At 38.4% G+C, this 14,615-nt stretch carries 13 protein-coding genes and 1 CRISPR repeat array; of the genes, 8 read left to right on the top strand and 5 right to left on the bottom strand.

Going from position 1 to position 14,615, the window contains the following annotated elements:
* The 3 genes from AC2JBO_RS35115 to AC2JBO_RS35105 form a co-directional block, all read right to left on the bottom strand.
* The coding region (locus tag AC2JBO_RS35115; protein WP_496958271.1) for a nitrogenase component 1 at positions 1 to 537 on the bottom strand (537 nt) is incomplete at its 3' end.
* 68 nt (positions 538 to 605) lie between these two features.
* A complete protein-coding gene (nifE, locus tag AC2JBO_RS35110) occupies positions 606 to 2,069 on the bottom strand; it encodes a nitrogenase iron-molybdenum cofactor biosynthesis protein NifE (RefSeq protein WP_496958270.1) in 1,464 nt (487 codons plus the stop codon).
* A 250-nt stretch (positions 2,070 to 2,319) separates the two neighbouring features.
* Positions 2,320 to 2,673: a nitrogenase component 1 gene (locus AC2JBO_RS35105; RefSeq protein ID WP_496958269.1), complete on the bottom strand. Its 354-nt coding sequence runs from the start codon at positions 2,671 to 2,673 to the stop codon at positions 2,320 to 2,322.
* Between AC2JBO_RS35105 and xisF the strand changes: the two genes are divergently transcribed.
* Positions 2,632 to 4,176, top strand: coding sequence for a fdxN element excision recombinase XisF (gene xisF / locus AC2JBO_RS35100; RefSeq protein ID WP_496958268.1), 1,545 nt, complete (start codon positions 2,632 to 2,634; stop codon positions 4,174 to 4,176). The genes AC2JBO_RS35105 and xisF overlap by 42 nt on opposite strands.
* Before the next feature lie 506 nt (positions 4,177 to 4,682).
* A CRISPR array of direct repeats spans positions 4,683 to 6,150; the repeat unit is 38 nt; unit sequence AGTTTAAACATTAAATAATCCCTTTCAGGGATTGAAAC.
* A gap of 291 nt (positions 6,151 to 6,441) precedes the next feature.
* Here xisF and AC2JBO_RS35095 read toward each other — a convergent pair.
* Positions 6,442 to 7,296: a Uma2 family endonuclease gene (locus AC2JBO_RS35095; protein ID WP_496958267.1), complete on the bottom strand. Its 855-nt coding sequence runs from the start codon at positions 7,294 to 7,296 to the stop codon at positions 6,442 to 6,444.
* A gap of 148 nt (positions 7,297 to 7,444) precedes the next feature.
* Positions 7,445 to 8,308 carry a helix-turn-helix transcriptional regulator gene (locus AC2JBO_RS35090; RefSeq protein ID WP_496958266.1) on the bottom strand — a complete coding sequence of 288 codons (864 nt, stop codon included), beginning with the start codon at positions 8,306 to 8,308 and terminating at the stop codon, positions 7,445 to 7,447.
* Between the two features lie 167 nt (positions 8,309 to 8,475).
* On the opposite strand from AC2JBO_RS35090, the gene AC2JBO_RS35085 reads away from it, so the two are divergent.
* From AC2JBO_RS35085 to cas10d, 7 genes are all read left to right on the top strand, one after another.
* Positions 8,476 to 8,739: a DUF433 domain-containing protein gene (locus AC2JBO_RS35085; protein ID WP_496958265.1), complete on the top strand. Its 264-nt coding sequence runs from the start codon at positions 8,476 to 8,478 to the stop codon at positions 8,737 to 8,739.
* Positions 8,736 to 9,059, top strand: coding sequence for a DUF5615 family PIN-like protein (locus AC2JBO_RS35080; protein ID WP_496958264.1), 324 nt, complete (start codon positions 8,736 to 8,738; stop codon positions 9,057 to 9,059). The genes AC2JBO_RS35085 and AC2JBO_RS35080 overlap by 4 nt, the downstream gene beginning before the upstream one ends.
* 50 nt (positions 9,060 to 9,109) lie before the next feature.
* Complete coding sequence (cas3, locus tag AC2JBO_RS35075; protein WP_496958263.1) at positions 9,110 to 11,293, top strand: type I-D CRISPR-associated helicase Cas3'; 2,184 nt, start codon at positions 9,110 to 9,112, stop codon at positions 11,291 to 11,293.
* A gap of 265 nt (positions 11,294 to 11,558) precedes the next feature.
* Complete coding sequence (locus AC2JBO_RS35070; protein ID WP_496958262.1) at positions 11,559 to 11,861, top strand: hypothetical protein; 303 nt, start codon at positions 11,559 to 11,561, stop codon at positions 11,859 to 11,861.
* 256 nt (positions 11,862 to 12,117) lie between these two features.
* Complete coding sequence (locus AC2JBO_RS35065) at positions 12,118 to 12,369, top strand: hypothetical protein (protein ID WP_496958261.1); 252 nt, start codon at positions 12,118 to 12,120, stop codon at positions 12,367 to 12,369.
* 75 nt (positions 12,370 to 12,444) lie between these two features.
* On the top strand, positions 12,445 to 12,909 hold the full coding sequence (gene mntA, locus AC2JBO_RS35060; RefSeq protein ID WP_496958260.1) for a type VII toxin-antitoxin system MntA family adenylyltransferase antitoxin: 465 nt from the start codon (positions 12,445 to 12,447) through the stop codon (positions 12,907 to 12,909).
* 16 nt (positions 12,910 to 12,925) lie between these two features.
* A partial coding sequence (cas10d, locus tag AC2JBO_RS35055; RefSeq protein ID WP_496958259.1) for a type I-D CRISPR-associated protein Cas10d/Csc3 occupies positions 12,926 to 14,615 on the top strand: 1,690 nt, incomplete at its 3' end.

Below are 14,615 nucleotides of genomic sequence, written 5' to 3'. Positions count from 1 at the left end.
ACCGGGTGTAAACGCCGAACTCGCTAAAATATTAACTTGTTGTGGTATTGTTCTTCCTGGTTGTGGTAATTCACGAACAATTGCTTCTACTGCTGCCGCAAAACCATCTTGTAAGGCGCCTTTAAAATCTGGCGAAGAGACTAATACAATAGGTAAATCATTCAATTCAGGATGACGCTTACGAAAATCTTTGAGGATACCTTGCATATCATCCCCGCGCGTTTCGGTAAGTGCAGTAGTACACAACCCAATAATTTCGGGTTGAGACTTTTGCATTAACGTCAAAATTGCCTGGATAATATTTTCTTCTCCACCAAGAATAGTAGTTACTTCGGTCATCGCAGTAGTAGCAAGCGGTATTGCCTCGCGAAAGTGTCGTACCATTATTACTTTCGCAAATGCTGTACACCCTTGGGAACCATGTAAAAGTGGTATCATCCCCTTAAGCCCTAAAAAAGCCATCGCTGCACCTAACGTCTGACTTTGCTTAAGAGGATTAACAACAACAGGTTTATTTGAATTTGATACTATCGCCATAATTAATGTAGAGACGCGAAATTTCGCGTCTTTATTATAAGGGTATGTGGACGAGATATATTTGGTCTTTATGGATTTGTGGCGTATGGAGACGCGATATATCGCGTCTCTACATTGTCTGACAAATCAAATACATCGAAATCAATCGAATCAGAAAGAATTTCATTTTCCATATCCCAAGGCGCCGATCTGCGTATTTGCTCCCATACAGGACTATGCAACGCTTCGTCTAATTCGCGCGCCATTTCTACCATTCCACTGTAACCAGCATAAGTATGATGGCGTTCTTGGTTGATATCTAAGAAAGGTATTCGAGCTTTGAGCGCTGTATATTGGTTGCGACCTCCCGCAATCAACATTTCGGCATTTGTATCTCTAATAACTCGCAGAATTTCTTGGGGATTACCTTTTTCTAAAGTAATACCATCTGTTCCTAATAACTGTTTAATACGAGCTTTGTCTTCTTCTGTACTCTTTTTAGTACTAGTTGCTACAACGTCCATTCCTAAGTCTTGAGCGGCTGAGATAATAGACCAACTTTTTACGCCCCCAGTGTATATCACAACACGTCTACCTTTGAGGCGCGCGCGATAGGTTGCCAGTTCAATATTAAGTCTTGCAGTTTCTTCGGCAATTAATTTCTCAGCACGTTCTTGTAATTCGGGGTCTCCGAGTTTCGCTGCAATATTCCGTAAACAACGGTTCATATCCTCAACACCGTAGAATGACTCTTCGATGTAGGGGATACCATAGCGTTCTTCCATCTTCCGTGCCATGTTGATTAATGCTTTCGAGCAAATCATTACATTTAACTTGGCACGGTGAGCATAACAAATTTCTTGATAGCGCGCGTCACCTGTAATTTTTGATAAAACGCGAACACCTAATTTTTTAAGCAATGGTAAAATGTTCCACATCTCACCAGCGATATTATATTCACCAATGATGTTAATATCATATGGTGTGGTATATTCTGGTTCAGCAGTACCGATAACATATTCGAGTAAAGCTTCACCACCAATACGATTACCAAGATTCTTGCTACCTACGAAGCCAGCAGCATTAACTGGTATAATGGGTATGTTAATTTTCTTTGCTGCTGCTTGACACACCGCATCCATATCTTCGCCGATGAGCGCTGTGACACAGGTCGAATATACGAATATTGCTGCGGGATTGTAGCGACTATGAATATCCAAGATAGCTTTATAGAGTTTTTTTTCGGCGCCGAATATGACATCGTTTTCACTTAAATCGGTTGTAAAACCCATTTTATAAAGGGTAGGACCAGATGATAAACTGCCGCGACTGCCCCAAGAATTACCAGCACAAGCAATAGGTCCATGAACTAAATGAGCAGCATCAGTAATAGGTACAAGAGCAATCATGGCGCCATCAAAAGCACAACCACCTTGCGCGGCGCCGGGTTGAGCTTGTTGGCTACAAGCCTTTTTCTTCTCACCGATTTTCTGGTTATGCTCGCAACCTGGTTCGCTCAAAAGTTCGTTAATTTTTGCTTGATTAATTTTCATAGTGTTGAAAGATGAGATAGGAATATCTTTATACGTAGGTTGGGTGGAGGCTTTGTGGAACCCAACATAAACATAAACAAATACTAAAAAGAAAAAAGGTAAAGGAAAGTAATTGGTTAACAGTAATTGGTAAGTGGTAATAGGTAAGAGAGTGAATATTCTGTGATTTACCTATTACCGATTACCCATTACGTTCTTACCTCAAACCTTTTCCTTTTCCTTTTTCGGCACGCTGCATTTGAACTAATTCTTAACGAATTAAGTCGAAGGAGATGTCTGTTACACCTGTAATATTGCTATTGCGATCCATTTCATCAAGGAGTGTATTAACAACCCAGTTGAGCATGTTCAAGCCACCTTGGTAGCCAAGAGTTGCATAGCGGTGTAAGTGGTGACGGTCAAACAAAGGATAACCAATGCGAACCATAGGAATCTTGGTATCGCGCCATAGGTACTTACCGTAGGAGTTACCAACGAAGAAGTCAACAGGCTCGGTGAACAATAGTGAACCAATGCGCTCACAATCAGGTAATATAAAAACATTCTTCTTCAGGACTAATATATGGATGTTTGGGCTTACGCGCGCGTATCGACAGACGAACAAGCCGAAGATGAAGGCGCCTTAATTAAACAAATGCGTCGTTTGCGTACTGCTGGCGCCACCAAGATATACTACGACGTAGAAAGTCGTACCAGCGATAAACGCAAAGGACTTACCCAGTTAATTGAAGACATTAATGCATTAGTACCAGGAAAAGTCTCAAAACTATTATTTATTAGAATAGACCGTTTAACATCCTCATCAATGACCTTTTATCGTTTGATGGATGCCTTAAAAAAGAAAAGCATACAGCCAACAGCGATAGATGAACCATTTGATATATCAAGCATTGGTGGAGAATTAACAATAGATGTACGACTAGCAGCAAGTAAATATGAGGTAAAAATGTTAGGAATGCGAGTAAAAAAAGAACGAGATACCCGCAAAGCAAATAAAAAACCTCACTGGAACACTCCATTAGGATATGCAATAGAAAACGACAAATATATAATAGATAACAGCCCTTGTGTTTGTTTAATCGAACCAAAGCAAGAATTAACAAGAGCGCAACTAATGCGATTAGTATTCGACACATTCTTAGAAGTAGGCACAGTATCACAAACCGTGAGAAAATTGCATGAAACATTTGGCATTCAAGCCAACGCCACACCCAAAGACAGCAACAGCAAAATTAATTTATTAAACGAAGAAGACGAAATAATCTTTGAAAACATCAACAAAACCCGTAGTACTAGCTTACGCTATCCCCACACAGGATTAAAATGGTCAGTTTCTGGTTTACGCTCCATATTAGTAAACCCAATTTACGCAGGAGGAACACTCTACGACACAGTAGTTCGTCCCAAAGGACATCGTAAACCCTTCGACGAATGGGAAATAGCATGGGGAACTCACACCGAAGAATCCATTATTACCCGTGAAGAACACGAACAAATCAAAGCCATAATACGCGGCAACCGTAACAACCGTTGGGCAAACGAGCAAAAATACACAAACCCATTCGCCAACTTAGTAAAATGCGCTCATTGTGGCGCCGCATATAGTCGGCAATGTAAAAAACTAGTCAAGAAAAAGAACTTCGTCAGACATCACTACCAATGCAGCTTTTATAGAACAGGCGCCTGTACCAACGGAGGCATGATATCCTCAGACGAACTAGAAAAACAAGTTATAAATTACATCATCGGCGAAGCCGAACGACTAGCTACAATAGTCGAACAAGAAGTAACAGTAACAGTAGAATCTCCACAAGTAAAAACACTTAGAGCATCATTAACCACCCTCGAAGCACTACCATCCAACCCAGCAATAGAAACAGCCAAACAAGACATGAGAATGCAGATAGCAGAAGCAATTGCAACCACAAACAACAATTCTAAACAATACTTAATAGCCAAAGAAAGAGTAACACGCGCGTTTGCCAACCCAAAATACTGGCAAGGACTAGAAACAGAAGACAAAAGAACCCTACTACAAGGCTGTGTAAAAAAAATAATCGTAGATGGCGCCCTAGTCACAACAGTTGAACTACTCCACCTACATTAAATAAACCATCTTATCTTGTGGAACGGGCATCCCTGCCCGTCATATACCTGTAATATATTTAGAGGGCGGGCGCTTGTTGCCCACCCCACAAGAAAATTTTAGGTCATCAACAAAAATCATCTAGCATATATATATAGTCACAACAATTTAAAACTGTCATTCTGAACGTAGTGAAGAATCTCTACTAGTCTTGCCGCATGAAAGTGGCGCCAAATACCCATAAACACAACTGTTTTTTTGCATAGCTTTTCCAACAATACCGCGAACCACAGGGTGTTTTTGAAATGCGAGATTAATTTTCGCCTAAAACGCTTACCCCGTCCAGCTTTGAAACATTTTATCCAAAAAGTAGGCTCGCGGTAACTCCAAAACCCTTATCTGGTAATAATTTCAGCAATTTTGACACATACCCATCTTGACATCCCAAGCTCTAGAAAGCTATTCTTACTTTAGGTTCGCGGAACAGCACCTTGAAAACCAAATACAGCAACACTCCTATATTGAGCAGTTTAAACATTAAATAATCCCTTTCAGGGATTGAAACTATTTTTTCTATTAAAATATTTTCTAAATTATGAGTTTAAACATTAAATAATCCCTTTCAGGGATTGAAACAATACACAATCTTATGACACCATAGCTCAAAAAATGTTTAAACATTAAATAATCCCTTTCAGGGATTGAAACAAAGTGGATGCTCACGTACAAATTAGCTGATGCTTGTTTAAACATTAAATAATCCCTTTCAGGGATTGAAACTTTAGCTAAACGCACTCCACGAGAAATATCCTTGTTTAAACATTAAATAATCCCTTTCAGGGATTGAAACAAAGATTACGCAAGAGATAACCTTCGTGGTTGGGTTTAAACATTAAATAATCCCTTTCAGGGATTGAAACATAAGAACGGCAGCCGTCTCCCTCTATTAACCAGTTTAAACATTAAATAATCCCTTTCAGGGATTGAAACAATTAGAAGCGGCTATATATCGCTTTTTAAACTAGTTTAAACATTAAATAATCCCTTTCAGGGATTGAAACCAGACAATATTCTGATGAAGAGATTATGGAGTATGCAAAAGTTTAAACATTAAATAATCCCTTTCAGGGATTGAAACTATGGATATCCAGTTCCTAATTACCAAAATAGAGTTTAAACATTAAATAATCCCTTTCAGGGATTGAAACATAGAGTGTCGTCCTACTGCATCAGGACTTAAGTTTAAACATTAAATAATCCCTTTCAGGGATTGAAACGTACGACCAATCGGGGAACGGAACAAATGCTTTTGTTTAAACATTAAATAATCCCTTTCAGGGATTGAAACTAAATTTGAAGCGTGTAAATTTCGTGATTTAAAGTTTAAACATTAAATAATCCCTTTCAGGGATTGAAACCAACAACTGGGTAGAGAAATCGCGCGGCAAGAAGTTTAAACATTAAATAATCCCTTTCAGGGATTGAAACACCTACCTTTTGGAATTCAAACTTCCAGGTAAAGTCGTCAAGTTTAAACATTAAATAATCCCTTTCAGGGATTGAAACGTTGCGGTGCGCTTGCTTTAAATTTATTTGCGTTAGGTTTAAACATTAAATAATCCCTTTCAGGGATTGAAACATGCCATTAACCGACTTTCTCCTACCAACAACAGTTTAAACATTAAATAATCCCTTTCAGGGATTGAAACTTTGAATGAACAGCACAAAATGCGGATAACTAGTTTAAACATTAAATAATCCCTTTCAGGGATTGAAACGAACAAAAATTGATGCTACTGCAGTAAGGGTTAGGTTTAAACATTAAATAATCCCTTTCAGGGATTGAAACGAATCAAAGTACACCCAAAGATTAGCTACTACACTGTTTAAACATTAAATAATCCCTTTCAGGGATTGAAACAGATCGACTCACTTTATTCCACCTCCATTTCAAACATGTTTAAACTTTAAATAATCCCTTCAAGGGATTGAAACTGATAGCTTACAGCATATCTCTGGTGAATGAGGTACATACATGGCGCCCGAAACCTTGTAGAGAGGCGTTCACGGAGTGTACCGAAGGTAAATTTCGCGTCTCTACATGTACCGCATGAAGACGCAATTTGCTGTATAATTACAACGGTTTACAGCTTTACTTTTAAAGAAGCGTAAAAATTTTTAAGATGCTTCGTTCCTCAGCATGACATTAAGTCTAAATTTTGCTTGTTTCTAGTATAAATTTAGAACGGGCAAGGATGCTCATTCCACTTTTAGCTTATTTCACTATTATTGAGAATTTAATCTTTCAACTTCTTGAACTGTTAATGAAAGAATTTGTGCGACTTGTTCAATGCTCATTCCTGTTTGTAGTAGCTGAGATGCTGCATTTAATCTTGCCTGTCTTTCAGTATCCGCACGTTGTTGTTCAGTATCCGCGCGTTGTTGTTCAGCATCCGCGCGCTGTTGTTCGATATCCGCACGCTGTTGTTCAGTATCCGCGCGTTGTTGTTCGGCATCCGCGCGTTGTTGTTCGGCATCAGCACGCTGCTGTTCAAGCTGGTACAATTCGTCAAGTTCTACGGGAGTTAGAAATTTGCGACCATCTGGACGGTAAATTTCGAGTGTTGGTATTGATACAAACTTAATTCCCAAACGTGGACTAACCCAATTGTTTATTTTATTAATCGGTTTCAAAGTCTTCTTTGAGCGTAACCAGCCTTTTAAAATATTTTTATCTGGGTCGTATATATAGTATTCTTCAGTGCCGTACTTTTCGTAAAAGTCGAACTTGTCGTCCATTTCTTTCTTTCTGTTGCCGGGTGACAAGATTTCAAATACTACCTGCGGTGCTATATTATTTTCATGCGCTTGTACGTATGAGCGTCGATGACCTTTAGGTCTACCGAATACCACCATTGTGTCAGGAGCATATTTTGTATCTATATCACCTGCAATTGGATACCAAAAAAGGTCTCCAGCTACAAATACATCTGGGTTTGAGGCAAAAAGCATCTCTAAACCTTCTTTGATGATTACAATCCAAATAAACTGTAATGTATTTTGTGCCATCGGTTCACCGTCGGTTTCTGGGTAAATAACCAAGTCATCGGCGGTATCAAATTCTGTAACTTGTCGTACCATGTTGCAGCACCTCTAAGCTAAGTGAGGTAGTTATCCCCAGTTTAAATGTAGATGTGGTAGATTTCCACCGCTTTAATAAGTAGTAGTGTATTATGAAAAATCTATATACTAAGCGGTAATTTGTGCCACATTTTCAACTGTACATACTTTAAATATCGTAATGCTGACAAAGCGATTTGAGTTTTTCCTTAAAACGCACCCTTACACTCTCAGGCGCCACTATTTCGCAGTCTTCAGCATATTTCATGACATCGCGAATTAACCAAAACGGATGCGGCGCCTTTTTGACGACATGACGCACCCCATTTATAACATCGTTGCTTATATCTTTATTTATAGATGCGGCTTTTGCTTCGTATGCTTTGACCATTCCTTTATAAAAGTGTAAGTACACTTCTAAATAATCTAAGCCCTGATGGCGCCAGTGCCCACTAATTGGCAAGATAGTCTTGACTCTATCGAGACGTAAACAGCGATTATGTATAAGTTCTGGGTATTCAGGATTTGGAATATCATCAGTCTCATCACACCATATATATAGATAAAAGCCCCTATTATCTTCAAAGGCTACTTCAGCATAACGAACCGTATACGCTAAATCTTCACCCTGAGCATTGGTATAGAGTAATTGGAATGGTTGCTGGTTTTGAATATGTTGCTCTACAATAACTCGCCATGCTTCAGCGGGCTGAGTAATTGTTTGTAGTACTTGTTGACGCATCGGCGCCTCAAGTTCTACACGTTCGAGCAATAATCTTGAAAGGGTTTGCGCTTCACCTGTGTAACCAGAGTCGTTAAGCAAGCGAATACCTTGGAGTAAGGCGCCCGCTTGAGTCTTGTTAAGCGTAAAAGGCTTACCAACTTCGTAAGTTTTCTCAGCAATAGCGACAAGTAAACCTGAAATACTGGGAGACTTTCCCCAGAAAATACCTAAGCGATGGGCTATTTGCTCTAGCTGTTCTTTTGTTCCATCGGGTATTGACAGTGTGATTGTGTCCTTTTTTCTGGGCATGTGAAAATTTGTAATTACACTATTGACATTAAAGGGCATATACAGTTATTGTATATGTAATATAGATTTTAGAGGAACTTATCGCGTCAAAAATATTTACATTTGCCAAGTACGCGCTCAACAGTCACATTAGAGATAGAAGTAATTTGATGACTAGAGGTAAAACCATGTCTCAAAATCAAGATGACTTATTATCAAGAATTTCCATCGACCCCAACATTTGCTTTGGTACACCCTGCATTCGCGGTCATCGCATCTGGGTATCGATGATTTTAGATTATTTAGCAGGGGGCGAGACGATAGAAGCAATTTTGGAAGAATATCCAGGTATAGAACGAGAGGATATCCTAGCTTGCATTGCTTATGGTGCCGAAATGTCGCGCGGTGCTTTTGTCGAACTTCCTCTTAGTAAAAAAAAGGAACCAGCGTGAACATCAAAGTAGATGAACATCTTGGTAACTTAAGGGTTGTTACATGGTTACGTGCTGCGGGACATAATGTAGCAACTGTAAGGGAACAAGGTTTAACTTCAGCACCAGATGAAGAGTTAATAGCTATTTGTAGTTCAGAGGGTCGATGCTTAGTTACCTGTGATAGAGGTTTTAGCAATCGCCTAAAGTATAACCCTTCCAATTATGCAGGAATCGTAGTGATTCGTTTGCCTTCCCGTCATGACTTTAATGATTTGCAAGAAGCTATTGATACTTTGATTGCTGGACTAGAAACTACCGAAGTAGTAGGAAAGCTATGAGTTATTAGAAACGGTAGCATCCAAGAATATGAACCAATTGAGCCAGATATATGATTACTGATGATAATTACAAGATAACTCTTAAATCTGTATATTCTTGCCCTGCTAATGAAGTACCCAAGGATATTAGCTTGCCTGGGGGTTGGTCACTTTCTTGGCATCAGGTAGAAACTCTTAAAGCACTGCGTAACCCGAATGTAGATGTGGTTTTTAATACTGCTATGACGGGTGATGGTAAGAGTTTGGCGGCATATTTAGAAGTGCTTCAAGGAGAAACTTCTGCTATTGGTCTTTACCCAACTAATGAACTTGCGCGCGACCAAGAGATGCAGATGAACAGATATATCGAAGTATTCCAACCTGCAAATAATCCGCGTGTGGCAAGGTTAAGTAGTGCAGAGCTAGAAATTTATGCAGAAAATGAAAATTTGAGAAAATCAGCAGCACTCTCATCTCTGACCAGTCAAAGGGAAGTATTATTTACTAACCCTGATATATTTCACTACTTACATCGTGGTGTATATTTAATACCTGGTGATAGCCCAGATAAGTTGTGGGGTAGGATTGACAAAGATTTTGACCTATTCATTTTTGATGAGTTTCATGCTTATGCGGCACCGCAAATTGCTGGTGTAATTAATACAATGCTGTTAATTCACAGTACAAACAGACGTAAAAAGTTTTTGTTTCTATCTGCAACACCAGATATAGAGTTTATTAATAAATTGCAGCAAGCAGGATTTCGATGCGCCGAAGTTAACCCGCTTGATAATAACAAGTACCAGTTTCCCAATAATACAGAGCAGGAACAGGAACTTCGAGATAAAAACTGGCGCCAGGTTTCACGTTCTATTGACCTGAACTTTATTCCTTTAGAACCATCATTTAAAGCTTCAGAGATTTGGCTGCGAGAAAACAGCAATCTAATTGTAGAGTATTTTCTCAACAACCCAGGTAGTAAAGGTGCTATCATTCTTAACTCAATTACCGCAGTTAAGCGACTTGTGCCTTTTTTCCAAGAAATCTTACAACCATATGGTTTAACAGTTGGAGAAAATACAGGTCTATCTGGAAAGACAGCGAAAGAAAAATCACTATCTTGTGACCTTGTGTTTGGTACAAGCACAATAGATGTAGGTGTAGACTTCAAAATCAACTTGCTCATATTTGAGTCTTCTGACGCAGGTAACTTTATTCAACGGTTTGGAAGATTAGGAAGACATGACGGTTACGAACGTGATGGAAATTATATTAACTTTGGAAGCTTTGCAGCATATGCACTTGTTCCCAATTTTTTAGTCGAGCGCTTGTTTCTGGGAGAGTCTCCGGTATTGGAAAAGAATAATATATATGAACGTCCGTTCTTTCATATAAAGATAAAGGAACAGTATCGACGAATAAATGATTTTCACGGTTATTACAAGCGTTGGGGCGCCGTACAGTCAGTGTGGCTAGCTTACAATTTAAATCATAAAACTGTAAAAACACAGTATGCTCAAAGCTGCGAAAAGTTTAAAAAAGCCTGCGAACAAGTCTTTAATACCAGTCTTAAGCCAGTGAGCGGACGTATTGGTGAATGGGCAAAAGAATGGAAAAGTCTTTCAGGGAAATCAGGAAATCCAATTGCAGAAGATGCTTACAGTTTTCGAGGGTCAAGTTCCTTGCAGTGTGGATTATATGATTTAACTGAAGAAAATGAAGCTGAACGCTTTAAAACCTATGATTTGCCTGGGGTATTAGGCAATTTAGATATTGAAATGTGGACGGAAGCTGCATTCATAAGAACTTTGAAAGATGCTTGCCGTGATGGACAACCAATTCCTAAAGGTAGATTTGAATATTGTTTAGGATTTATGAAACTGCGCGCATACCGTGAGGAACGATTAAATTGGAAATTTATTTACCCAGATGAATTACAACCAATAGCTGATTTATGGAAAGTGCATGTACTGACGGGGATTACAGTTTGGCAACCTGATAACAGTTATATAAGAGAAATCAACAAGCGCTTGAAAATACAGGGATTGGTATGCTATGTTCTGCACCGTCCTGTTGCAGAAGTGCGGATGCGGTTGCGCTTACCGATGCACTTTCAGCTTTACCCAATATGTGACCAATATAGTTTGCATGATACAACGGCGCCGTATTGTATCGCTTTTGGGCAATCTGCGTTACTACTAGATACTTTAGCTTACACCTTTAAAAGTAAGGGAGACGAAATATGGATTGTTTAGAGTTTCAATCCCTAAAAGGGATTTGGGGAAACTATTGTCAGGAGCCAAGAAACAAGCACCAATGCATTCATGGTTATTCGTTTCAATCCCTAAAAGGGATTTTAGAACTTCCATCAGTGTGGAAGCTGGCACTTTTGACTCCTATTACAAATTATATCGTGAAAGTGAAAATCGTGATTATACCTAACAGGGGTTGAATAACCATGAATATTTTTATAAGCATGATGATATGATTGTAGCCATACTCAAGTAAAAAGGTTTTCAAATGAACAAAAAAACCTATGCAAAGATAGTTGAAGCAGCTTCTTTTGTAGTAACTGCTTTTGATATCGAGTATAGGAAGTACCTTGATGCTCCTCTCCGGCTTGCCATTGACATTGTTGAAGTTATTGCTGATGGCAAGCATCATAAACCTTGTGAAATAGCTCAATACTTAATGGAAACTAATAGTAGCTATCGAGAAAAAGGTTTAAACCCTAGTACGGTGTGTCAAGTTTTACAAGCCATTCGTGAGGGTTCCACTTTAATCGCAAGTGACCGTAAGAAAGGCTGGTATTTCAAAAAATAGTACATTCTAGTACTATACTGGCAAAATTTGACCCTAATGAAAGAGAAGTTCCATAGCTATAAGTTTCCTCAAAGTAACAATCACCAGTGGATACATGAGATAAGCAAGCCAAGTCCTTGCCCAAACTGTTTTTTACAAATATTGGGTTGACCAGGCGAAATACATCTTAACTCCGGGCGAAATACTTGATTTAAAGGCTTATACTATGAGCTTTTCTTTTAAAGAATCTAATCACATTTTCTTTGAGGAGTAACTCATGAAACGAATTCCACAAGAAATAGCATCAAAAAGCGTCAATTTTGTTCAACTTTCACTTCCTCTATATCGTAAACCACTTCTTGAAATAAAGAAAAAGGTGCGTGGTCAAAAAGTAAGAGAGGGATTTGAGGTATTGGAGGATACCGTATGTCCTAAATTTCAAGCTGCGCTAGATAAGGGTGAAATAAAGTCTGTAGAAGCAAGGATAGCAATCCGCGAATTTTTAGCTTTTGTACAAGGAGTTAAATAGCCGCAAATCTAAAATATTTATGGTGCGTTAGGATAAATACAGCGCACCATTTCTGAATAATAAAGAGTTAAAATAATGGAAACAATTACAATTGAGAAATTTAGAGAATTAGCACAGCAGTTTCCTAATCGAACTCCTCATATAAAAATGCTAGTTTTATTTGGCTCTAGAGCTACTGGTAATACGCATCAAAACAGTGATTGGGATTTTGCTGTTCTTTACGACGAGGAACAACGCAATACTTTTCTTAAAAATGATGTGATTAAATTCTTTGAGCTACCTATGATTCTAGATGAGATTTTTGACATAAACGCTGACATGATTGATATTGTAGAACTTAATCATTGTTCATGGTTAATTGCTCACTATATTGCTCGCGATGGTATTTTAATTTTTGAAAAAGACCCACACGGATTTGAGTATTTTCGGCTTACATCCTTAAGACCACAATCAGAGTTAAAAAAATATCAAGAAGACCAATGTAAACTAATTGACATGAATTTAAAGAAATGGAAAGTATCACCAGAATCATCAAATTAGATTATAGGAGTAAATAATGGTTCTTGAAGACGATGATTTTTTATTGGGTGATTTAGGTTTTGATAATGCTACTTCAGATAGAAGAGTTGAAAGCAAAAATGAGCTTTTAACTCTAAAACTTTTACGTGAAGCGATTAAAGCACAAAACCCAAATGACCAAGTAATGGCTGATTTTGCTGAATATGTCTTACCAAATTTATTAAGTATCGCGATTGGTGTAACGGCAAAAGGTGGTAAATTCTTTGATGAACTAGACCAGAAGAATGAAGCAGAAGGAAAAGATAAAGTTAGACGCGATAATGCAACTGACCAGTCTTTAAATACACATTTACTTAATGGGTTGTTTCCTGCTAACTTAATTGAAAGGCGCCTGCAAAATGTTGATACCACAGTTAAACGATTAGTTCGAGAACGAGAACGTAGGTTAGCTATTGCTGGGTTTATTTTGCATGATTTTGAAAAGTTTCCAGATGTTCCAGATAATTGTCGCAAGCTGTCTTTAGAAGCACACCGTCAAATTATTGATGAAAAAGTTCGTCAGTTAGGATTGGACTATTTTATTAATCCAGAGGCGCCAGAAGCTTATCGAGAGTATTTAGACGATTTGCTGTGCATGGCTTATAATGCTCAACGACGTTGGGATACTAATTGGAATTTTTCTGAGTTTGGTTTGAACCCTACTCTTAAAGACCGCACGCTTCGCAATCTGTCTGATTTAACTTGCTTGGCTGATTCTCTCGCTTCTATCGTAAAACATCCCCAAGATGCAGAAAACTCTCGACTCAAGGAAATTATTCATAGTCTTAGCGATGGACAGTTAAAATTCTCTTACCATCACATTGCTGAAAACCGAGGTGTGCTGACTAATGTAGTAAATAATGCTTTAATTAAGGCACACACCAGTTTCAATACAGATGACACAATTTATTATGAACCTTTGTTATATTTACCAACAGGGGTAATATATTTAGCCGCGCGTAATGCTCCATCTGTCTCGTTAGAGGATGTCCCAGATTTAGTAGTTGACAGTATAAAGTCACTTTGTCAGGGTCAACTGCGTTCGCGACAAACAGGTTTTGGTCGTGATGGTAAAGGGATGAAGTATGCTGAATACTACAATTTGTTTTTCGATGAAATAGGTTTGATGCAGGTAGCTTTAGATGCTACTTTACGAGTGTTAAACCCGAACAAAGAATCCGTTGCTAAAAGCCGCAGCGATAACTTAGTTAAGTTTCAACAACAAAGCGTCTTGTCTGCGGATTATAATTTTAAGTTCGATGATGATATTCGTATTGACCAAATTGCAGAATTTGGAGATTTAGTCAGTCGGAAGATTTGGGGTGAAAGCACAAATAAAATTGAAACTGCTTGCAAAAAAGATAAAAATCTGCCAAAATTAATACAGGTTGATTTAATTCATCAAGTCGCTGAGTTTTGGAATTTATCTGAATATTTACCTCAAATTCGAGAAATTGAGCGCATTAATGATAGTCTGAAAGAAAATAATCTCAAGGGCAACACTGGAGGAGTACCTTATGAATGGTACTATTTAGCAGCTAAGTATTTAGAAATGCATCCAGGTATCGAGGATGTACGAGAAACTTGTAAGCAGGTTATTGAGCATATTAAAAGTTTAATTAGTCCTATCGTTACCCAATATCAACTACCTGATGGCTGGGATGATTTAAAACTTTGGGTAAAACGAG

Source organism: Calothrix sp. CBUCES-K 9914, from assembly GCF_059640475.1.
Note: the sequence above shows the minus strand (reverse complement) of the source record. Positions and strands in the feature narration are given on the sequence as shown.